Source organism: Bdellovibrionales bacterium (assembly GCA_018266295.1).
In the GTDB taxonomy this organism is placed as follows: Bacteria; Bdellovibrionota; Bdellovibrionia; order Bdellovibrionales; family Bdellovibrionaceae; genus JACMRP01.
Genome location: JAFEAQ010000019.1, coordinates 62,427 through 81,496, shown reverse-complemented (window position 1 = coordinate 81,496; position 19,070 = coordinate 62,427). Strand labels below are relative to the sequence as shown.

At 47.7% G+C, this 19,070-nt stretch carries 23 protein-coding genes; 12 read left to right on the top strand and 11 right to left on the bottom strand.

Annotated features, from left to right (window positions below; genetic code table 11):
- The first annotated feature begins 160 nt into the window (after positions 1 to 160).
- The 3 genes from JSU04_17635 (at position 161) to JSU04_17625 (ending at position 2,095) form a co-directional block, all read left to right on the top strand.
- Entirely contained in the window at positions 161 to 1,240 is a 1,080-nt protein-coding gene (locus JSU04_17635; GenBank protein ID MBS1972137.1) for a response regulator transcription factor, read from the top strand.
- Between the two features lie 11 nt (positions 1,241 to 1,251).
- A complete protein-coding gene (locus JSU04_17630; GenBank protein MBS1972136.1) occupies positions 1,252 to 1,644 on the top strand; it encodes a hypothetical protein in 393 nt (130 codons plus the stop codon).
- 67 nt (positions 1,645 to 1,711) lie between these two features.
- Positions 1,712 to 2,095 carry a hypothetical protein gene (locus tag JSU04_17625; protein ID MBS1972135.1) on the top strand — a complete coding sequence of 128 codons (384 nt, stop codon included), beginning with the start codon at positions 1,712 to 1,714 and terminating at the stop codon, positions 2,093 to 2,095.
- Here the strand turns inward: JSU04_17625 and JSU04_17620 are convergent.
- A complete protein-coding gene (locus JSU04_17620) occupies positions 2,092 to 2,949 on the bottom strand; it encodes a LysR family transcriptional regulator (GenBank protein MBS1972134.1) in 858 nt (285 codons plus the stop codon). The genes JSU04_17625 and JSU04_17620 overlap by 4 nt on opposite strands.
- 105 nt (positions 2,950 to 3,054) lie before the next feature.
- Here JSU04_17620 and JSU04_17615 point away from each other — a divergent pair, with 105 nt between their 5' ends.
- Both JSU04_17615 and JSU04_17610 read left to right on the top strand, forming a co-directional pair.
- Positions 3,055 to 3,441 carry a hypothetical protein gene (locus tag JSU04_17615; GenBank protein ID MBS1972133.1) on the top strand — a complete coding sequence of 129 codons (387 nt, stop codon included), beginning with the start codon at positions 3,055 to 3,057 and terminating at the stop codon, positions 3,439 to 3,441.
- On the top strand, positions 3,441 to 4,199 hold the full coding sequence (locus tag JSU04_17610; GenBank protein ID MBS1972132.1) for a hypothetical protein: 759 nt from the start codon (positions 3,441 to 3,443) through the stop codon (positions 4,197 to 4,199). Before JSU04_17615 ends, JSU04_17610 begins: the two co-directional genes overlap by 1 nt.
- 66 nt (positions 4,200 to 4,265) lie before the next feature.
- Here JSU04_17610 and JSU04_17605 read toward each other — a convergent pair whose 3' ends face one another.
- The 3 genes from JSU04_17605 to JSU04_17595 all read right to left on the bottom strand — a co-directional run bounded on the left by JSU04_17605 (position 4,266) and on the right by JSU04_17595 (position 6,545).
- Positions 4,266 to 4,622, bottom strand: coding sequence for a hypothetical protein (locus JSU04_17605; GenBank protein ID MBS1972131.1), 357 nt, complete (start codon positions 4,620 to 4,622; stop codon positions 4,266 to 4,268).
- Between the two features lie 106 nt (positions 4,623 to 4,728).
- A complete protein-coding gene (locus tag JSU04_17600; GenBank protein ID MBS1972130.1) occupies positions 4,729 to 5,382 on the bottom strand; it encodes a hypothetical protein in 654 nt (217 codons plus the stop codon).
- A 95-nt stretch (positions 5,383 to 5,477) separates the two neighbouring features.
- On the bottom strand, positions 5,478 to 6,545 hold the full coding sequence (locus tag JSU04_17595) for a sigma-54-dependent Fis family transcriptional regulator (protein MBS1972129.1): 1,068 nt from the start codon (positions 6,543 to 6,545) through the stop codon (positions 5,478 to 5,480).
- A 151-nt stretch (positions 6,546 to 6,696) separates the two neighbouring features.
- Between JSU04_17595 and JSU04_17590 the strand changes: the two genes are divergently transcribed.
- A complete protein-coding gene (locus JSU04_17590; GenBank protein MBS1972128.1) occupies positions 6,697 to 7,605 on the top strand; it encodes a tyrosine-type recombinase/integrase in 909 nt (302 codons plus the stop codon).
- On the opposite strand, the gene recO is transcribed toward JSU04_17590, so the two are convergent.
- A complete protein-coding gene (gene recO / locus JSU04_17585) occupies positions 7,602 to 8,171 on the bottom strand; it encodes a DNA repair protein RecO (protein ID MBS1972127.1) in 570 nt (189 codons plus the stop codon). The genes JSU04_17590 and recO overlap by 4 nt on opposite strands.
- Positions 8,172 to 8,249: 78 nt before the next feature.
- Entirely contained in the window at positions 8,250 to 9,224 is a 975-nt protein-coding gene (locus JSU04_17580) for a hypothetical protein (GenBank protein ID MBS1972126.1), read from the bottom strand.
- Positions 9,225 to 9,368: 144 nt separating this feature from the next.
- On the opposite strand from JSU04_17580, the gene JSU04_17575 reads away from it, so the two are divergent.
- From JSU04_17575 to JSU04_17565, 3 genes are all read left to right on the top strand, one after another.
- Positions 9,369 to 9,983, top strand: coding sequence for a hypothetical protein (locus JSU04_17575; GenBank protein MBS1972125.1), 615 nt, complete (start codon positions 9,369 to 9,371; stop codon positions 9,981 to 9,983).
- Positions 9,984 to 10,147: 164 nt separating this feature from the next.
- Entirely contained in the window at positions 10,148 to 11,269 is a 1,122-nt protein-coding gene (locus JSU04_17570; GenBank protein ID MBS1972124.1) for a fatty acid desaturase, read from the top strand.
- Between the two features lie 146 nt (positions 11,270 to 11,415).
- Positions 11,416 to 12,231: a trypsin-like serine protease gene (locus JSU04_17565; protein MBS1972123.1), complete on the top strand. Its 816-nt coding sequence runs from the start codon at positions 11,416 to 11,418 to the stop codon at positions 12,229 to 12,231.
- Positions 12,232 to 12,272: 41 nt separating this feature from the next.
- Here JSU04_17565 and JSU04_17560 read toward each other — a convergent pair whose 3' ends face one another.
- Together JSU04_17560 and JSU04_17555 are read right to left on the bottom strand one after the other, a co-directional pair.
- Positions 12,273 to 13,868, bottom strand: a complete 1,596-nt coding sequence (locus tag JSU04_17560) for a hypothetical protein (protein ID MBS1972122.1) — start codon at positions 13,866 to 13,868, stop codon at positions 12,273 to 12,275.
- Positions 13,869 to 13,970: 102 nt separating this feature from the next.
- Positions 13,971 to 14,615 (bottom strand): NAD(P)H-dependent oxidoreductase, encoded by a 645-nt coding sequence (locus JSU04_17555; GenBank protein ID MBS1972121.1) that lies wholly within the window; start codon positions 14,613 to 14,615, stop codon positions 13,971 to 13,973.
- A 132-nt stretch (positions 14,616 to 14,747) separates the two neighbouring features.
- Between JSU04_17555 and JSU04_17550 the strand changes: the two genes are divergently transcribed.
- On the top strand, positions 14,748 to 15,167 hold the full coding sequence (locus JSU04_17550; protein MBS1972120.1) for an Rrf2 family transcriptional regulator: 420 nt from the start codon (positions 14,748 to 14,750) through the stop codon (positions 15,165 to 15,167).
- On the opposite strand, the gene JSU04_17545 is transcribed toward JSU04_17550, so the two are convergent.
- Entirely contained in the window at positions 15,145 to 15,657 is a 513-nt protein-coding gene (locus JSU04_17545; GenBank protein ID MBS1972119.1) for a methylated-DNA--[protein]-cysteine S-methyltransferase, read from the bottom strand. The two genes, JSU04_17550 and JSU04_17545, sit on opposite strands and share 23 nt — an antisense overlap.
- 133 nt (positions 15,658 to 15,790) lie before the next feature.
- Here JSU04_17545 and JSU04_17540 point away from each other — a divergent pair, with 133 nt between their 5' ends.
- Positions 15,791 to 16,201 (top strand): hypothetical protein, encoded by a 411-nt coding sequence (locus tag JSU04_17540; protein ID MBS1972118.1) that lies wholly within the window; start codon positions 15,791 to 15,793, stop codon positions 16,199 to 16,201.
- 1 nt (position 16,202) lies between these two features.
- On the top strand, positions 16,203 to 16,757 hold the full coding sequence (locus JSU04_17535; GenBank protein ID MBS1972117.1) for a metal-dependent hydrolase: 555 nt from the start codon (positions 16,203 to 16,205) through the stop codon (positions 16,755 to 16,757).
- Here the strand turns inward: JSU04_17535 and JSU04_17530 are convergent.
- Positions 16,754 to 17,749 (bottom strand): cytochrome d ubiquinol oxidase subunit II, encoded by a 996-nt coding sequence (locus JSU04_17530; GenBank protein ID MBS1972116.1) that lies wholly within the window; start codon positions 17,747 to 17,749, stop codon positions 16,754 to 16,756. The two genes, JSU04_17535 and JSU04_17530, sit on opposite strands and share 4 nt — an antisense overlap.
- Positions 17,742 to 19,049, bottom strand: a complete 1,308-nt coding sequence (locus JSU04_17525; GenBank protein ID MBS1972115.1) for a cytochrome ubiquinol oxidase subunit I — start codon at positions 19,047 to 19,049, stop codon at positions 17,742 to 17,744. Before JSU04_17525 ends, JSU04_17530 begins: the two co-directional genes overlap by 8 nt.
- Positions 19,050 to 19,070: the final 21 nt, after the last annotated feature.

The window sequence follows — 19,070 nt, the reverse complement described above, 5'->3', positions numbered from 1 at the left end:
CACTTCTCGTGAATAAAAAAGGCCGCCTCTGGGCGGTCTTTTTTTTTTGCTGTTTCCCGCCTGTATCCTTCAAGCCCTTGATACAACACAGAGTTTAATAATTTAATTTTCTGTCATTTTCATTGCCGCAATCATCAAAAAATGACAAAACCTGTCCTCGATGAGTTTGTTTGATCTCGGCCAAAGCCTTTACCATCAAGGAGAATTTTTAAGAGCACTCGATGCGCTCGAAAAATTCTGTGGTGAGACGGATGCCACAGATACAAACTACATCGAGGCTCTTTTAATCCGCCTGAGAATTTATCTTGAGCTCGAAGAAACCGACAAGCGCCTTAGTCTTATTCACGAGATCTCTCCTCACCTCGCGACTCTTGGTAAAAAAGGTTTAGCGACCCATAGTTATCTCTTAGGTTATCACGCGATTACTGAAGGCAAAGCCACCGAGGCCCTGCAGCTTTTTGAAGAAGCTCTCAGCTCTGCAATTGAAGGTAACTGCCTGTTTACTTTAGCGCAGGCACTTTTCGGCTGTGTGCAAGCCGCTTACCAACTGAAAAGGCCTCCGGCGGAGCTGACTGAAAAAATTAAACAGCTTGAGATGATCACTCAGCAAATCCAACGCACCGATTTGCAAATTTCCGTCCTGCTATTGAAAGCCAATCAAGAACTCGCACAAAAGAATAATGTCCGCGCGATTGAGTATGCCTGGAAAGCGTACGACCTCGTGAAGGTTTTGAAAAATCATCACTATGCTTTGTCGGTCACTGCGAAAATTGGTCACATCTATCTTGAGTCCGGAGACAACGAGACTGCGAGAATTTACCTCAATCTCGCTCATCGCATGATCGACCCTGTGAATTTCAAGCGTCTTGCGCGCGTTACTAATAATCTCCTTCGTAGAGCCGGAGACGCACCAACCCAAGGGTTTGATCTGATTTTAGATTTGCAGAAAAAGACTCTGATTGAACGTAATAACGGAATGATTGAACTCAAGAACCAATTTATTCTGATGGATTTGATGAAGCTTTTAATGTCCAATCCCGGCGTGCCCTTTTCTAAAGAAGATCTTGCAGAGAAACTGTGGCAACAAAAATACAATCCTGCCATTCATGACAATGGTATCTATGTTACGATTAAGCGCATTCGAACTTTGATTGAACCAAACCAACAACAGCACACTTATATTCTGAGATCACGCGACGGATATCTGCTGAATAAAGACACCAAGATTTCAATTCTCTGAGGGATATAACCATGAAAGCATTTTTGATTTTTCTGACACTTTTAAGCTTCTCTCTCAGTTGGGCCGCCCGCTTAGGACCTGGCGATGATCCCATTCCGTTTCCATTGAATCAAGCACCTAGCGATCTTGTCGGACATTGGAACGGCCCAGAAGCCGATCAAGAAATCGTCGTGAAGCTCATCTCGCCTAAGAAGGGTGAAAAAACAAAACTCTTCGTCACGACTTATCAAGACGGCCAAAAGAATGGTCAGGGGTATTTATACTTCTCAGACAATAAAATGTACTGCGGCTACATCCACCACAGCGGTCCGGCTTACACATTGTGTATCTGGAAAGAAGAAGACATCCTCAAGGCGCAAACTCTGCGCGGCGGTCAGTGGCAAGAAACTCTGTGGACTCATTAGTGGATATGAATAAGTCGTCAAGACTTCGTCATTTGCAGCAGGCACCTCCACGCGATAGAAAGGCTGTATGAAAAATATTTTACTGACTCTCAGCACGATTTTTTTGTTCAATGCCTCGCCCGCCCTCGCCTCTGAGGACGCGTGGATTCCCGTCGTCGCGACGACCTTGCTCGAAAACCAGCAGTCGCCAAAATACACCGACATCCTCATTCACAATCCGGGCACTTACTCGGAGGTGAAAGTCGTTGTCGGCAGCGATGCGATCATGGACCGCTTCGATATCATTTCATTCTTCTTGTGGGGCACTCAAGTGTCGGGCCTTGATGGCGCTATGACGGCCGGCCATGAGTACACCGGCTACTTCAAATCCAGCAAAGTGAAATTCGTGCGCATGTATGTGCGCGCGAAGAACCCGGGCATGCCTCTACCAGTGCATGTGTGGATGCGCTAAGGTTTTAAAAACTTCGGCGCCTTGTCTTGCAGCTCTTTTAAGATGCTCTTATGCAGGCGTGAATAATAAGGTTGTTCAAAGTAATGCAATACCACGGGGCGCTTGTAAGCCCCGTATCCTTTGATCAGTTTCACCTTCGAGTTATTCACAATGAGATGCTTACTCATCACCGCGCGGCCCAGGCCCGCTTCAACACCATCAATAATGCCATAGACATCACCCATGAATGAACGACGGTAAAACTCGGGAGCCTTGCCCTGCTCACGGAAGAACGACTCCGTTGCATTGTCTTCAGGTCCGTGATCCAAGTAGAGATCCACCGGCGTTTCTTGCTTGGCACTTTCAATCACGACGTACTCTTCATGACCTAGAGTCTCTTCGAGGATATTTTTCTTTTGCAGGGAATAATCCATCACTGCGAGATCCGCCTTGGCCGATTTTAAAACGTCCGGCAGTTCAAACATCTCATAGGACTGAAAATCGATATGCACGCCCGGATGCTTTCGCAGAAACGGCACCAAAGCCGGAATAATCACGGATCGTAAAACGGAAGAAAAGCCGGCGAAGCGGAAAGTCCCCGCGAGTTCTTGCGCATGCCCTTTGAGCTCAAACAAAAGCTCTTCTTCGACTTTCTGATTCAGGCTCGCAAAGCGCAGGACCTTGTGACCCGCTTCCGTGAGCTTAAGCCCACGCGGCTCACGAATAAACAGCGTCACTTCGAGGTCTTTTTCTAAGGCCGCGAGACGCTGCGAAAGTGCTGACTGGGTAAGGCCCAGGTCGGCAGCAGCTTGAGTGATGTTAAGAGTCAGTGCTGTCTGAGTAAAGGCCTGCAGGCCCTGGCTTGAGATCTTCATAGGTATTAATTATTTTAATGTATATGTAAAAACAATTAATTTTTCTAATTTTGGAAAATCTCCTAAATTTCATCTGAGAACAACCCTACTAAAAAGGAGACAATTATGATGAAGATGATCACTCTTGCAACTCTCGGTTTGGTTTTGGGCCAGCAGGCTCTGGCAAACTATCACTGCAAGAACTACGGAAACGGCAACACACTGACGATCCAACACCCAGCTCAAGAAGGTTTTGCCACTGGTGAAGGCGTTGTCTCTGTGATTTTAAATAACACGCAGACTTGGACAGGCACTTATACGCAAACAACCGGCTACAATCTGAATTCGACAGATGGCCAACCAGTGGCCTTGGAAGTCAAATCGGTTCCGCGCTATGGTGGCGGTTGCCGTCGTTGTGCAGGCACGACCTTGTCTGAACCCTCTAGCTGGGATATCTATGCAAAACTCACGGTGGGTGCGAGTGAACCTGAGACTTTTTCCTGCACCTACTAATGAAAAAGTTCGCGCAACTCGCAATTGCATTGACGATGGCCCTGGCTCTTTTGAGTGCGGGCCTTTGGCTTTGGGTGCAAACCAATACCACCGGCATTTTCATCGAATCCGAAGAATCCAAGAATCCCCAACTTGAATCGGTCTTTAACGAGATCCGTTGGTTTCCAGGCGCTGATCGCGATGTTTGGATGATGAATCAAAGTCATTTCGGACGGAAACCTCCGCCCGAAAAATGGGATCGCATCGCCATTGTCATCGACAAAACGAAATCGCCGAAGGTCGCCTACTTTTATCAATTTAAACCGGGGCCTTTGGAATGGAACGAAGATTTGCTAAAACAGCAGATCCCTTATCGCGCGAGCTGCTTTCTTTGTCACAATAATGGACCGCGTGCGATCCGGCCGATGACTGAGAGCTCTTCTGCCCCGCTCACACTCCGCGAGAAAATAAAGACAGCCTGGTGGAATTTACGAATCAAAACTTACGGACGGGTTCGCTACGATGCGGCTGAAGACCGAGAAGATGCTCATCGCGAAGTGCCTTTTCGTTTTCGCGGCCCCCCTCATGAAGATGAACTCAGAGTCGGCGTGTGTGTGAAGTGCCATCAAAACGAGGGTCTTTTCGCAAGAGGCACACTCCAACGTCAGCAGCGCGGCACCATTCAGCACATGGTCGAGGCCGGTCACATGCCGCCACCGGGCTTTGCGCTTTCGCAGAAAGAACGAAGTGAGCTCCAGGATTTTCTGCATGGCTTTTAGGGGATGAAAATAAAAAGCCCCGTGTTTCTGCGACACAGGGCCTTGAGGAGTTCTAAATCTTCAAAATTAGAAGCAACGATATTCGTCTTTACCGTTCACGTACACAGAACCGTCGTGACCCGGAGCAAAGATTTGTTGTGGCACGAGCAAGTAAGTGCCGTCAGCCAAGCGAACGTCGAAGTTGATGTCGTTGCTCAAGTATTGACCAACAACTGACTGGCGTTTTGCTTCTGGCAATTCACTCCAGTTCATATTGTAGATAGAGACACTTTTCATCTCGATATTCATTGGATTTGTGTAGTCGCCTTCAGCAACGATATCCATTTGAATTTCAGAATTGCTTGTGTAGAAGCAAGTGATTGTTTGAGCTGCGTGAGCCGCTGTTGTCATCAAAGTCAGAGCAAGAACCATAAGAGCTTTCATAGAGCTTCTCCTTAAATATTGATTCACAAATTTCCGCGAGTATAACAGATGGGAGCACAAAGGAACAGCCCCTGAGAGCTTTATTAATAGAATCCTGACAGGAGATCTAAGGCTGGAGCAGGTTTGGGGCGGTTGGGATATGAGGAACATCCTGGCAAACGATAGGAATGTTCTGAGCCTGCACAGGAGCGGACAAGAGATCAATGCGGGCCGCTTCGTCCAAAGATTTGATATGCCCTTTGAGAATTTTTTTCGAAATGAACTTTGTTCCGTAAGCACTCAATCTACTTCCCGCCATCACTTGATATTGTGGAGCGAGTCCCGCAATTCGGCGCGCGCTCTCGAGAAAATGGCGAACCATGCAGTTAAAGCGCGGCTCTTTATTAAGCTCTTCTATAGACTGAGTGGCGATTTCAATCATGGATTCAAAATCATCAGACTGTAAAGCCGCCGTCAGAGCTGTTTTGACAGACTGGATATTCAGTGGATGAAATTGCGACAGCTTCGGCGCCCCTTGCGCAAATGAGTTACGGAACGACGGAGTTTCGCTCATGTGAATGTAATCAACACAAAGAATAGGAATGCCGGAAAGCTGAAACGGAAATGCGGCAGCATCCGCAAGACTTGCACTGCGGAGCAGGCCCTTCTCGAATGAGATCATGGCCTCGCTGACGATAGCACTCTCACCATTGCTGAGGCGATTATAAATCGGCGCTCGCGCCTGATTCAAAATCATCGCATCATCAATGTGACGGTACATACAAGAATGCTCAGCCTTGGCAAAGGCTGAGCATGTCAGGAGCGGTATAAAGAGTGTTAACAAACGATGCTTCACTCGGAAACCTCGATGAAGAATTACTTCATTGGTTTAGAGTGAACAGCGAACTTCTCAAACTCTCCGTACTCATGGAGTTTGTTATAGAGAGTCTTGATCGTGATTCCCAAGTTGTTAGCAGCTTGAGTTTTGTTGCCACCGAAGTGAGCTAGCGCCTTGAGAATGTAACGCTTCTCGAGCTCATGAAGAGTCAAGCTTGGATCGTAATCAATGATGTCGTCCGCTTTCTCTGGATTGCGAACGTTCTCTGGAAGATCGTTCACCATGATCGTGTGACCTTCGGAGAGGATTTGCAAACGTTCACAAACGTTTTGCAATTCACGGATGTTACCCGGCCAGTCGTATTTTTGAAGCACTTTCAAAGCATCTTCAGAAATATTACGACCACGGTTCAAGTATGAATGAGTCGCGCTTCCCAAGAAATGGTTTACCAAGGCTGGGATATCTTCACGACGACGGCGAAGAGGTGGAGAGTTCACAACAATTGTATTAATACGATAGAACAAGTCTTCACGGAAGTTACCGCGTTGAACTTCAGCGTCCAACTCACGGTTTGTTGCAGAGATCAAACGGATGTCTACTTTGATTGGATCTTTGCCACCAACGCGATAGAGCTCACCCTCTTGGATGAAACGGAGAAGTTTCGCTTGGATACCTGGGCTCAACTCACCGATTTCATCGAGGAAAAGAGTTCCACCGTTAGCAGCTTCGGCCAAACCGATTTTTTTGTTGTAGGCGCCTGTGAATGAACCCTTCTCGTGTCCGAAAAGTTCGCTCTCAAGCAAAGTCTCGCGAAGAGCACCACAGTTAATAGCAACAAACGGCTTATTACGACGATTTGATTTTTCATGAATATGACGAGCGATGAGCTCTTTACCCGTACCAGACTCACCCAAAACGAGGATGTTTGCCGCAGAAGGAGCTACGCGATCAATCATCTTCATCAAAGAACCCATGATCTCTGATTGATAGACAATCGTCTTATTCTCGCTCGATTTTTGGACTGAGTTGTTCCAAAGAACTTGCTGTGAGTTTTGGGAAGAAGGTAAAACAGTATGTGAGGATGATGAACCGTTGTTATTCTCCATTACGTGCCGCCTTTCGAGTAATCTAATTTTGATACATTGCGTCTAACGTGATGCAATATACATGGTGGGCTGTAATTTATGCAAGCGATTTTTTGCATGGCATTATACTTTTTTTAGGACCCCGTAAAATCTAAAGGAATGGATTTTAGGCATGGCCACCAAGTACTTAAACCTCTCCGATTGTATATCTAAGTACTTGAAATACATGAATTTTGTAAAATCTTCATCCCCCCTCACCCTGAAGGCTTACCGTAAGGACCTAGAACAGGCCTTCGGTTCCGAGGACAAAGCGGGATCGTCCCCAAACCCTTCCGAAACTGAGCTTTTGAACCTTGCCCGCGAGGCCCTGAACGGCTGGGCCGGGCTTTCTTTGGCCTCCCGGAACCGCAAAACCGCCACTTTAAAGAGCTTCTTCGGCTGGGCTTACCAGGAACAGCTTACAGAACGCGATTTAGCGACCCAAATCCATTGCCCGAAAGTACCTAAGAAGCTTCCGCATTTCCTCAGCGTCGATGAAGCGCTCGCAGTTCTGCACTCCTATGACAGTGAGCCTGAAACTCCCCACAAGCTGCAAGACCGCGCGATGTTTTTAGTTCTCTACGGAGGCGGCCTGCGGGTGAGTGAAGCGTGTGGGCTGAAGTGGTCTGACGTGCACTTCTCTACCCGAAGCCTGCGTTTAAAAGGTAAGGGCGGAAAAGAACGCCTCGTGATTCTGCCGAGCATGGCGATGGATGTTCTTCAAAAACTTCGCAAAGAGGGCGAAGGCGACTACGTCTTCGGCATGGAGCCACTCAGTCCGCGCGTGGCTTATGAGTGGGTTCGTCAACGAGGAGCAAAAGCACAGCTGATGAAACCGCTGCATCCCCATGCACTTCGCCATAGCTTTGCGACACACTTACTAAGCAGTGGCGCGAACTTGAGAACCCTGCAAGAGCTGCTCGGCCACGAGAGCCTGCAAGCGACCGAGAAGTACACTCATCTGGGAGTGGACCAACTGGCGCGCACGCTCGAGACTCATCATCCCCTGAGCGCGGTTCCCAGTAAGCGTAAGAAAGCTTAGTGATTTTCTGCGGTCTTTAAATACTGCTGAGTTGCGGATTCAATCGAAGACATATGCAGAGCAATGTCTTTCTTCAGATTCTTATCATCCACAAGAGTGTTGCTTTCCATGATGTTGGTGCGAAGGAGCGGAGTCATCCACGGCTCGGGCGTCAGAACCCCCTGCTGCATCATGAACTTCAGATAGAAATGCATTCTCAGCAACATCACGTCCTGGGTGCTTTCAACCGCTTTCAGAGTATTGCCTAAAAGATTGAAGAGAGCTTCGGAGTTCTTATCGCCTTCTTGGCTCACACGCGAGATACATTCAAGAACATGCAATGCGAATTCGAGATGATCGTAGTCCTGACGAATTTTTTTGAAATCGTTCAGTAAGGTCGCTTCGTTCAAAGTATTGATCTTACCTTCGCTGGCCTGCTTATAAGTAAACTGCACGAAGTGCGAAGGTTCGAGCACGCCGCCACCGAAACGTTTTTTACTTTTCAGTGCGCCACGGGCTAAGAACGACAGTTTTTCACCCACCGGAGAAATCGCATGCAGAATGAGATCCGCTTCGGAATACTTCATTGCTCGCAATATGATGAAACGTTCTTTGATTTCCACTGAATGGCCCCACGAAAGAGGCCTCAGATTGGGTTTGCAAAACTACCAGCTCTGCTCGGCCTTAATCTCTTCATAGGTCGTTTTAAGGATCTTGGCAAAATCTTTTGTGACAAGCCACCCAGAGTCGATCACCAGCAAGGACGCCAGATCTTCTGTAGACGGTTTTGGCTCCCACCAGCTGGTGAAAGTCTTAAAATGCAGCCAACGGCAGAGGTTTGTGGTGTCTAGAGTTTCGTAGTATTTCGAAGGATCCACTTGCAGATGATCAAACAGCCTTTGCAACAAAGCTTCGGCATTTACATCGTGGAACCTTAACAACACACGGTCATAGAGGCGCGCGGTGGGGCTTGCAAACCACGGTGCCGCGATCTCGGCAAAAGACTTTTCAAAATTTTCAACCAAGGCCTGATCTTGTGGGCTAACATGAATTTTGCGAACAGTCTCCAGAATCTGCGAAGGGTGCCAACTCATCTGTGGTGCAATCAACGACGGCGTCTTGTAACGTTCACCGCAGAATGCGACCGCTAGATCATTATTCAAATAGCACATCCGTACTGAGTACGGGCGGAGCTCCTTCTTTTCGTAATTGTGGCGAAAGTGCGAAATTCGGAATGAGAAGATTTTTTTCTCGTTCAAAAGTTCGTCGAGGCGATCATAATTATAGATCTCCCCGGTCACAGGATGATCTTCGGCGTGCAGGACGAAGATCGTGTCTTTCTTAAGACCACTCACCCAAGCCTCAGGATCCGTCAAAGCCTGGTGATTGATGGGTTGCACACCGTAAACTTCTTTATAGAAATAGGGCAACAGAGACTCAAAGTAGGGAGTTTGACCTCTGACGACACCGAAACTGCGCTTATGAGACATGAATTGCGCCGTCCCCTGACCGACTTCAAAAACCGCATGGGCCATCCCCTTGTAGATTCTTACCGAATTGTCGGCTGCTAAATCAAAGTGGATTTTTAATTGCTCGTTGAGTCTTTCCCATTCTTCCAATGGGACGAGGGCTAACTTCATAAATAAAAGGTATCACAAAGAATTTCTAAAACCACGAGAACCCTTCGCGCAAAGACCAAGGTCCGTTTTGGATTTTAATTTTGGACCCTCAAGAAATCCCCGAGATACAATGAAATTCTGATTTCCTCAGGAGGAAAAATCCGTATGAAACGTCTACTTCTTTTTGCAATCACAATTATTACGGGCTCTTTAATTTCCGCACCGGCTCACGCTTTGTTTGAAGCCCGCCTCACTTACGGGCTGCTGGCTTCAAAACCTGATTTGGCTCCGCTCTTTCCGGGTCAAAGTAGCATCCCGACCGTCGCCCCAACCTATGGTCTAGGCGCGGACGTCATTGTCTCTCCGCCGCTCTTCCCAATTGGCTTCGGGGTTCGTTATGAAAACATGGGTGTTGATGCCAGCAGCAGTGGCCTTGAGTTTAAAGCCAACTATACGCGCACTGCACTACTTTTAAACTATCGTTTGATTGATACTTTGCTCTTTTTGGGACCAATCGTCAGTTACGGCCTGTCTCATTCTGGCGAAATCAAAGCGATTACAAATTCAACAGAAACCGCGAACTTTAGCTCTAGCAAAATCTCTTCTTACAGCATTGGTTTAGAAGCCGGCGTGAAGCTTATTGGCTTCCACGTTGGCGCTGAGGCCGGTTATGAAGACTTCCGCTGGAAAGACGCTCACGACAAGACTGGGAACCTCTCAGATCAAGATATCAATATGTCTGGCTCGTATATAAAAGTACTGCTTGGCTTCGGCATCTAACTCACTTAGAAATACATTCGAAAACAAACAGAAAAAGGCTGGCCTAATTTTAATAGGCGCAGCCTTTTTTTCGTTTTTATTCAGTTAATTGTCAAAATGGTATTTCCCATGGAAAAAAGCCCCCTTTACGGGCACAATAAAAATCAGTTGGAGGAATTAACTTAATGCAAAAAAAGTCTCTAAAACAACGGTTCAAACAGTGGCTTGCGCAATATGACCTCACTGTGTCTTTGTTTTTGATTTTGAACCCCCTTTTCTCTGTGATCCTTACTGTTGCTTACTTCCTGACAACGGACCACGTCCACTGGGGTATCCTCGCATTTGGTTTAGTTTTCGCCGCCGCGACAAATCTTAGCATCACGGCAGGCTACCATCGTTTGTTTTCACATAAGAGCTACGACGCGCATCCGATCATGAAAGCCGTATTCTTATTAGTCGGCGCATCTGGCTTTCAAGGTTCCTGCTTGAAATGGTCTTCAGATCATCGCCGTCACCATTCTAAAATCGACAGCGAAAACGATCCTTACAATATCCATGAAGGTTTCTGGTACGCGCACATGGGCTGGATGTTCCGCAAAGACAGCGTGAACTTGCCAATCCAAGCTCCGGATCTTGAAAAAGATAAAATGGTTTACTTGCAGGACAAGTACTACGTTTGGGTTGCGATTGCGACGGGTTTTGCATTCCCGATGCTGATCGGCTACTTCATGGGAAGCGCCCTTGCGGGCCTTGCGATCGCTGGCGGTCTGCGTATTGCTTTGACTCAACAAAGCACGTTCTTCGTAAATTCACTGTGCCACACTTTAGGCGATCAAACTTACTCAAAAGAAATTTCGGCGCGCGACAGCTTGTTCGTTGCTTTCCTGACTCACGGTGAAGGCTATCATAACTTCCATCACAAATTCCAAATCGACTACCGTAACGGTATTCGCTGGTACCACTGGGATCCAACCAAGTGGACGATCCTCACGTTGAAGTGGATGGGTCTTGCGACAAAGCTTCGTCAAATTTCTAACGCCGAAATCTTGAAAGCCCGCCTGCAAGTCGAAGGTTTGAAAATGAAAAGCCGCGGTTTCTCTGAGGAGCAGTTGGAAAACCTCCGCGAGAAAATCCTGGCGGCTCAAATGAAAATGAAAAAGCTTGCGGAAGATTACGAGCGCATGAAAAGCGAACTCCAAGACGCTTCAAAAGCAAAGCTCTCACAAATCAAAATGGAAATGCAATTGGCCCGCCTTGAATTCGAAATGGGCATGCGCCAATGGCAGCTCTACATGAAAATGGCGTAGCTCTCCACCTCCTGCCGGCCTCCCAGGCCGTCAGGCTTCTTGAGTTTTCGGAGCCATTACAAACTATCGCACAAGCAGAGAAGTTTCCGTCAATGACAACAACGTCACTTGTCGTCGCCCACGGTCCCGAATAAGTACTCGATTCTATGAAAAAACATTTTATCTTTCTCGCTTTACTCGCGGGCGTTGGTTGCGGTCCCAATGTGCATCACAATGCTCAGTTATTAACTTCTAATTCAAGTTCGATCGTCGGCGGCCAGGTTGTCGATCAAGAGAACTTCGCCAAGCATGTCGTTGCAATTCACAATGCGGATCTTGGGTACTGGTGCACCGGCACTCTGATTTCTAAAAATACGATTCTGACAGCGGCTCACTGTATCGACGAAGCGACCGAAAGCAGCTACACCATTCACTTCAGCAAAAGTCCTCGCACTTTTGAAACCATCACACGCAATGTATCTTCCATGAAAGCCAACTCCGGATACAATGCTGTAGCTTATGATGACCGTAAAGATATCGGTGTCATTCGCTTTGAAGGTGAAGCTCCCGAGGGCTTCGTGCCGATGGATCTGCCCACGGCACGGGATCTCAGTCGCATGGGCAACCGCTTCTATGCTGCCGGCTATGGCACGGTAACGGCTCGCAGTGATATTCCTCGAGGCAGCGGCGTTTTGCGGTATACGACTCAAACTGTGAAAGGCAATCGTGTCACCACCGAGCAGTCGCAATTCTTAGTGGACCAAACGAATGGCCATGGAATTTGTTACGGAGATTCCGGCGGCCCGGCTTTCACAGATATGGGTGATCATAAAGTCGTATTCGGAGTGGCTTCGGCTGTCTACTCGACAAATACTGAGGCGAAAAAGCGCAAAGACTTTGATGTCTGTCGCTACAATGCGATCTATACCAGCGTGTTCTACTACCTCGACTGGATTAAAAAAGCCTCAGCGTCTCTTCGCTGAGGCTTCTCGTAAGTAGTTATTACTACGAACTGAACTACCGACTACTCCTTTTTAATCGTCGCCGTGTGATTCAGGATGAAGGAGACCGGGTTTCCTTCATTCAGGCCAACATGCTGACGAGTCACCGTCACTCGTGCCGTCACGGTTTTACCTGCGCGGAGCTGGTCCGTCACGGCTTGAGCTGGGACACCCAAGTCAGCACCCAACAACATGCGGAAGAAGTCTTTTGTCGTCACGATCATGTTTTCGCGTGCAATTTCTTTAACTGCGAGAACCTTCGTGCTGGTTTTATCACCCGCAAGAATCTCGATCTTGTAAGTCGTGCTGACACCTTCGTCTTTTGGCGATTGATCACGGAAGAACAAACGGGCTTCTTCTTTTTCACCGCGGATCTCGAATGTGTTCACCATCGCCTTATTCGCATAAACGCTGGCGTCTTTCAGTGAAGACAGCTTCTGAGTTGCAGACGCCACCACGTCGATGTCGGCCGCCAAAGGCAAACCCTGACGAACAACGCGAACATCTACTTGGTAGGTTTTGTTTTCGACCAAAACCACTTGCACAGGAATCACGACTTGCGCGTCTTGAGCGTTCAATGAGCCTTGCGCCAAGATATCTTGAGCGCCGACCTCATGGATTTGGTAACTGTAAGCAGAGGTTACACGCGGACGCAAACCTTGATCGGTAAAACGGATTTCAGCGCCGTCCTTCGTCAAACGAAGGCCAAGACCCTTGATGCTCGCAACACCTAATTGGTCTTGCGTATAAAGAGCCACACGCTTTAAATCAATAACCATCGCGCCACCGCGGAACTCCTGGTGATCGATCGCGTAGCCAAACAAAGTCGTTTTCGGTACCAACTGAACTGCCGGAGCCGCTTCAGTTCCTGAGAAAGAGACTGTGAAGCTTTCTTGCTCATTGCCAACCAAGACTGTCTCTGCCGGGAAGTTTACAACCACTGGCATATTGAATTGGTGATCAAACACGTTTCTTGTCTCAGTTTTGCAGCACACTTGCTTGTCACGATACTTAGTCACCGTGCGAGTGCGTTGCTCTTGACGGTAGCGAGTCACCGTGCGCGTGCGCTGTTCTTGACGATACTTCGTAACCGTGCGGTACTTCGTCACAGCACGTGTCTTAGTCACAGGAACATTGCCGCAATCTTGATAACGGCGAGTCACGTTTTCACATACAGGTTGTGTTGTGCAGACGCGGTTCGGTCCACCACCAGGGCCTACACCCGGAGCGATATGGCAGCTCTCGACGTCGTGACAAACGCGCTCATCGCGGCTGCGCTCCTCACAACGATATTCGTAATCTGTGTATTGCTCGTAGTCTGTGTAAGCTTCTTGATCTTGATAAGGAACATTCTCGTAATAAGTCTCAGTATCTTGGTAAGGAACGTTTTCATAGTAAGTCTCAGTGTCCGTGTACGGCTCTTGAACCGTGTAGGGAACTTGAACTTGATCTTGTCGAAAGACGTTTTTAACGAGTGAGTCTGTGATTTGAACGCCAGAAGCGGCTGTTCTTGTGAGTGTCGTTGTGAGCTTCTCTGAAGGTGTTGCCGCATGAACAGAAACACTGAAGCTCATCGCTGCCATTGATAGAACAGCAACGTATTTTTTAAGTTGGTGCATTTTGATTCCTCCCCTTGGTGGTGTCACACGCGAGGGGAGCAAATCTTATGCCGGAACAGTTTCTACAGATTTGGTGTCAGTTTGTTATGACTCTGTGAATTACTAACGAATTCGTTGGATCAACTGGTCGTCAGTGAAACGAACTTTCTTGGCACTTTGGAAACCATCTTCCGCATGACGATAACCGAGAGCCACAGACGCAACAGTTTTCCAACCCGTACCTTCAAGATTCAGAATCTTGTCGTACGCCGCAGGGTCAAAACCTTCCATCGGACAAGCATCGATTTTAAGGAGTGCTGCCGTTTCTAGCAGGAAGCCCATCGCGATGTAAGTTTGTCTTTGCGCCCAGTTCTCGATTTTCTTTTCATTTGGATTCATGACGAGATTTTCAATCATCATGTTTTTGTAGCCATCCAAAGAGGTCAGCGGAACACCACGTACTTCCGCCACCCGATCCACATACTTTTGAACGTGGTCAGCATCCATTTTCTCTTTATATAAAAGCACAACGTAATGGCTCGCATCGGTCACCTGGGTTTGGTTCCACGAAACGGGCTTTAGTTTTTCACGAACTTCTGGGTTCTCAACAACCACGAATTTCCACGGCTGCACGCCATAGGACGACGGCGCCATTTTGAGGGAATCCTCGAGGATCTTCCAGTCGGCTTCAGAAATCTTCTTGGTTGCATCAAAGCGCTTCGTGGCATAGCGCCACTCTAGGGCCTGTTTAATCTCATTGTGGGTCATCTCTTCTCTCCTATTTGAGCATAAATGTGCCAGAGATACGCACATTATGAATTAAACCTCTTTTAAATGCAACAATAAAAGATACAATTACAGTCTATTGTATAGAACCGAGAAATATCGTATATTTAAAGAATGAACGACCAACGCTTTTCAGTTTCAGTCCATATCATGACATCTCTGGCCTTCCATAAAGGCGAGAAGATGACATCGGACCAATTGGCCGACAGCATCCGGACCAACCCCACGGTTGTGCGCCGTTTGCTGGCTAAATTGTCTGAAGCGGGTCTTTTGGATTCATTCAAAGGTAAGGCCGGCGGGGTTATTCTGAATAAGTCCCCGAAAGAGATCACACTGAAAGATATCTATATGGCGACGGTGGAAGACAAGAAGCTGCTTTGCACTTTGTCTGAGAAAGAGCCTGCGAAAGGCTGTGCCGTCAGTTGCTCGATGAAAAAAATCCTGACGGATGTGGTCGACGGATTTGAAGAGAATTCGTTGAGCTATCTCTCCAAAATCCGCCTGTCTGATCTTACTTCGAAGATTTCGAAATAGCGAGAGCTCCTTCTTTTTGCAGAAGACCGATTTTGGTTTCGCTGCCACCACGATATTTAAACACATTGCCACCTTTGCCGATGACACGATGGCAAGGGATCCAAACACACACTGGATTCTGACCGATCGCCGTGCTGACGGCGCGAACCGCACTTGGCTTTCTGATTTTTTTCGCAACGTCTGAATACGTCACACAAGTCCCGCGTGGGATCTTCAAGAGCTCAAGCCATACCTTCATTTGGAACTCAGTCCCCTGAAGTTTGATTTTATGTTTTTTGGTCCAGAAGTTTCCTTTGGTCCACTTTGCCGGCTGGAATTTACCGATGTGGAAGTGATAGTGCTGATGCAAGAACTTTTCCAAGAACGCTTCCATCTGCTTTTTGCCTTGATTGTAGCTGTCCAAGTAAATCAACTCGTCCTTTTCAAAAACTGCGAGCCAATCGCCGATCTCAGAAGGGACTTTATAAAGATAAAACTCCAAATCACCCATTTTGCACCTCTTTAAAGGCATGGGAGTACTTCGGGGAATGCAAAAAAGCAAGGAATGGCGACAAGAACCTTGTCATTGGCCACTTTTCAGGATGCAATTTAGGTGCTGTTTACAAATAATCAAGGAGGCCACCATGAAACTAGTTCTCTCGCTAGCGACCACTATGCTTCTCTCCCTATCAGCTTTTGCAACCGAGATCCAGACACCGATTGAAATCACTTTAAATCCCGGAGCTGCTCAGCCCTTCGCCGACCAGTACTACAGTTATAATTTCGGTTCTACGACTCGCAACTTCCCGCTCTATACGGATTTTACCTTGAACAACCATGGCCCGGGGCCTTTATTCATTCAGCGTATCGCCATCGGTGGCGTTGATTTCGATGCGGTCTATAACTGTCCCGCGACTTTGCCACCGGCAAGTTTCTGCACGATCCGCGTTCGCTTTCAGCCCTGGCGCGAAGGTTTTACCTCTGGCCGCTTGTTGATTACAACTAACGAAGGCCACATCATCATTGATCTGTCTGGCTGGGGACGTAGGTTCTAATATGGCGACGATCATGACTCACGGGATAGTTGGTTACACTTTGGCGCGCATTTGCGTGCGTAAACCCGTGAGTCCGATCTATTGGATCATGGCCTTCATTGCGCCGATATTGCCGGACCTCGATGTTCTGGGGATGAAGTACTATGGCATCCCTTATAACGATTGCTATGGTCATCGCGGAGCTTTTCACTCCATTGCCATTGCCCTCATCGCCGCTGTTTTTCTGCTGCTGATTTATAAAGCCATGGTGCGCACCGAAGGTTATCGTCTGAATAAAGACTGCTTCTGGGGGTTTTTCTTAGGGATTTCTTCGCACGGGTTGATCGATGCCCTCACCAATGGCGGACTCGGGGTCGCGGTCTTCTGGCCGGCGAACTGCAATCGCTATTTCTTTCCGTGGCGGCCTCTCGAGGTTTCACCATTGAGCCTGGATCGCTTTATGGAGCAAGGAATCTTCATCATGAAGAATGAGTTCTACTATGTGTGGATTCCGTGCCTGGTGATTCTCTTCTTAGATTTCGCGATTCAGAAGTTCTCGATGCGAAACCGCGCTTAGGTTTTAAAGACCTTCATCAAATAAAACAAGCTGGGAAAAATAAAACAGCTTCCTACGATGAGTGCAATGACAAGCTGGAGCTGCGTCGCTGGCGGTGCCGCCGCCGTGTAAAAGCTCATGGGGCCTTCCGTTGTTATCAGTGCGTTGGGCGCGTATAAAAACAGCCAGCCACCGAGTATCAAAGTCACCTGGGCTGCGGATAAGATTCGCACCCAGAGCGTCTTTTGTCGCCGGATTACAAACCACAGCAACATATACATCAGAGTTGCAAACACCATCATAAGAAGAGCAATCTTATGCTTTATAAATTCCTGCAATAAACTACTGCTCTCCGCCTCGGCACTGGCAAAAACCAGACCCCCACATAGAACTACAAAAATATTCAAGAAAAAGGCCCGACGCGTGAACATCCTCTTGAGCTCTAAATCTTGCGTTTCCCCGATCAGATAAACGCTGGCAAGAAATGCAAAGATAACAACTACAAAAACCCCCATCGTCAGTGGATAAATCCCGAACCAAGGAGCCACATAGGCATCATAAAAATGTTGCGTATGCATATCCATACGCCCACGATTGAGACTCGCAACAATAATCCCCAGCCACAAACTCGTCCACACACTAGAGAGCGCAAAAAGAATCGTGTACACACGCTGTGACCGAGGCTCTTGAACTGCATCGTAATGCCTAAACGTAAAGGCACAACCGCGAATAACGATCCCCACCAACAATGCCACCATGGGGATGTGCAAAGAAATCATCAGCGTTGTAAAAACTGGCGGAAAACCCATGAACAGAATCACCACGACAAGCACCAACCACATATGGTTGGCCTCCCAGACAGGGCCCATGGCTTCGTTGATGACTTTCTTTTGAGCCTCGCGCAATTTGCCAGCGGGAAGCATCTCTAAAATCCCCGCGCCATAGTCGGCGCCACCAAAGAGAACATACAAAAGCAATGAAGCACCGATAAAAAACAGTAAGATCTCAATCATGTGGGACCTCGAATTTTTTTTGCGTAGCCTGGATCATCCTCTTTAATAACCACACCGTTACAAAACCTAAAAAGAGATAGAGCAACAGGAACAAGTAAAAATGAAACTGCATTCCCGGAATCGGCGAAAGCGCCTCGCTGGTTCTTAAAAAACCTTGGATAATCCACGGCTGACGGCCGACTTCGGTGACCACCCAACCCGCCTCGATACCGATAAATCCCAACGGAATACACGCACACAAGGCTCGTAAAAAATTGTTCGGAAATTTTTTAAGATAAAGGTAATAAAAATACAAAGAGCCCAAAATTGCCATCAATGTGCCGATGGCGACCATGACCTGAAAGCTGATATGGGTAATAACAACTGGCGGCCAGTCTTCTTTCGGAAATTGATCCAGCCCCTTCACCTCGGCATTAAAATCATTGAAGGCCAAAAAGCTCAAAGCACCGGGGATCGGCAGCCCGTAGTCCATCTCTTGATCTTCAACATCCGGAATACCGCCAATATACAGATCCGCCGATTTCTCAGTTTTGAAATGTCCTTCCATCGCTGCCAATTTCGCCGGTTGATATTCAGCCACTTTTTGCGCGGCAAAGTGACCTGCAAATGGCTGCACAATAGCCGCCGCGGCACCAAAGGCCATGGCTATTTTCATGGCCTTCAGATTGAGATCTCGGGCTCTGCCTTTTAAATACAAATAGGCGTGGATTCCGCCCACAGCAAAGCCGACCGCCTGCAATGCCGCCAATTGCATATGTAAAGTCTGATGAAGCCAAGACTTGTTAAACATCGCCGCCACCGGGTCAACATTGGTCACGACTCCGTTCACCCAAGTAAATCCCTGAGGATTGTTCATCCATGAATTGGCCGACACCACAAAGATGCCTGAGGCAAATCCTGAAATGCCAACGACCAACCCTGTCGCCCAATGAACCCACGGATGCATTCGGTTCCAGCCATATAAAAACAAACCAATCGCAATGGCTTCGAGAAAAAAGGCAGTCCCCTCCCACGAGAAAGGCATGCCGATGATGGGCCCCGCATACTTCATAAATCCCGGCCATAACAAACCGAGCTCAAAAGATAAAACAGTTCCCGAGACAGCCCCCACGGCAAAAAGAATGGCGACGCCCTTCATCCACATCTTGGTGAGTTCGAGATACTCCGGCCTTTTTCGTTTGAGATAAAAATAGTGAGCGGCTGACATAAAAAACGGCATCGTCATGCCGATGGCAGCGAAAATGATATGAAACCCAAGAGAGAACGCCATTGTCGATCGAGCAGCTAATAGGTCATTCATGCCCGCCACTCTAGGCTCGTC

Excerpts from the sequence above, each read along its gene's own strand:
- JSU04_17635 (MBS1972137.1), top strand. The coding sequence starts at position 161 with ATGAGTTTGTTTGATCTCGGCCAAAGCCTTTACCATCAAGGAGAATTT.
- JSU04_17630 (MBS1972136.1), top strand. The coding sequence starts at position 1,252 with ATGAAAGCATTTTTGATTTTTCTGACACTTTTAAGCTTCTCTCTCAGT.
- JSU04_17625 (MBS1972135.1), top strand. The coding sequence starts at position 1,712 with ATGAAAAATATTTTACTGACTCTCAGCACGATTTTTTTGTTCAATGCC.
- JSU04_17620 (MBS1972134.1), bottom strand. The coding sequence starts at position 2,949 with ATGAAGATCTCAAGCCAGGGCCTGCAGGCCTTTACTCAGACAGCACTG.
- JSU04_17615 (MBS1972133.1), top strand. The coding sequence starts at position 3,055 with ATGATGAAGATGATCACTCTTGCAACTCTCGGTTTGGTTTTGGGCCAG.
- JSU04_17610 (MBS1972132.1), top strand. The coding sequence starts at position 3,441 with ATGAAAAAGTTCGCGCAACTCGCAATTGCATTGACGATGGCCCTGGCT.
- JSU04_17605 (MBS1972131.1), bottom strand. The coding sequence starts at position 4,622 with ATGAAAGCTCTTATGGTTCTTGCTCTGACTTTGATGACAACAGCGGCT.
- JSU04_17600 (MBS1972130.1), bottom strand. The coding sequence starts at position 5,382 with ATGTACCGTCACATTGATGATGCGATGATTTTGAATCAGGCGCGAGCG.
- JSU04_17595 (MBS1972129.1), bottom strand. The coding sequence starts at position 6,545 with ATGGAGAATAACAACGGTTCATCATCCTCACATACTGTTTTACCTTCT.
- JSU04_17590 (MBS1972128.1), top strand. The coding sequence starts at position 6,697 with ATGGCCACCAAGTACTTAAACCTCTCCGATTGTATATCTAAGTACTTG.
- recO (MBS1972127.1), bottom strand. The coding sequence starts at position 8,171 with ATGAAGTATTCCGAAGCGGATCTCATTCTGCATGCGATTTCTCCGGTG.
- JSU04_17580 (MBS1972126.1), bottom strand. The coding sequence starts at position 9,224 with ATGAAGTTAGCCCTCGTCCCATTGGAAGAATGGGAAAGACTCAACGAG.
- JSU04_17575 (MBS1972125.1), top strand. The coding sequence starts at position 9,369 with ATGAAACGTCTACTTCTTTTTGCAATCACAATTATTACGGGCTCTTTA.
- JSU04_17570 (MBS1972124.1), top strand. The coding sequence starts at position 10,148 with ATGCAAAAAAAGTCTCTAAAACAACGGTTCAAACAGTGGCTTGCGCAA.
- JSU04_17565 (MBS1972123.1), top strand. The coding sequence starts at position 11,416 with ATGAAAAAACATTTTATCTTTCTCGCTTTACTCGCGGGCGTTGGTTGC.
- JSU04_17560 (MBS1972122.1), bottom strand. The coding sequence starts at position 13,868 with ATGCACCAACTTAAAAAATACGTTGCTGTTCTATCAATGGCAGCGATG.
- JSU04_17555 (MBS1972121.1), bottom strand. The coding sequence starts at position 14,615 with ATGACCCACAATGAGATTAAACAGGCCCTAGAGTGGCGCTATGCCACG.
- JSU04_17550 (MBS1972120.1), top strand. The coding sequence starts at position 14,748 with ATGAACGACCAACGCTTTTCAGTTTCAGTCCATATCATGACATCTCTG.
- JSU04_17545 (MBS1972119.1), bottom strand. The coding sequence starts at position 15,657 with ATGGGTGATTTGGAGTTTTATCTTTATAAAGTCCCTTCTGAGATCGGC.
- JSU04_17540 (MBS1972118.1), top strand. The coding sequence starts at position 15,791 with ATGAAACTAGTTCTCTCGCTAGCGACCACTATGCTTCTCTCCCTATCA.
- JSU04_17535 (MBS1972117.1), top strand. The coding sequence starts at position 16,203 with ATGGCGACGATCATGACTCACGGGATAGTTGGTTACACTTTGGCGCGC.
- JSU04_17530 (MBS1972116.1), bottom strand. The coding sequence starts at position 17,749 with ATGATTGAGATCTTACTGTTTTTTATCGGTGCTTCATTGCTTTTGTAT.
- JSU04_17525 (MBS1972115.1), bottom strand. The coding sequence starts at position 19,049 with ATGAATGACCTATTAGCTGCTCGATCGACAATGGCGTTCTCTCTTGGG.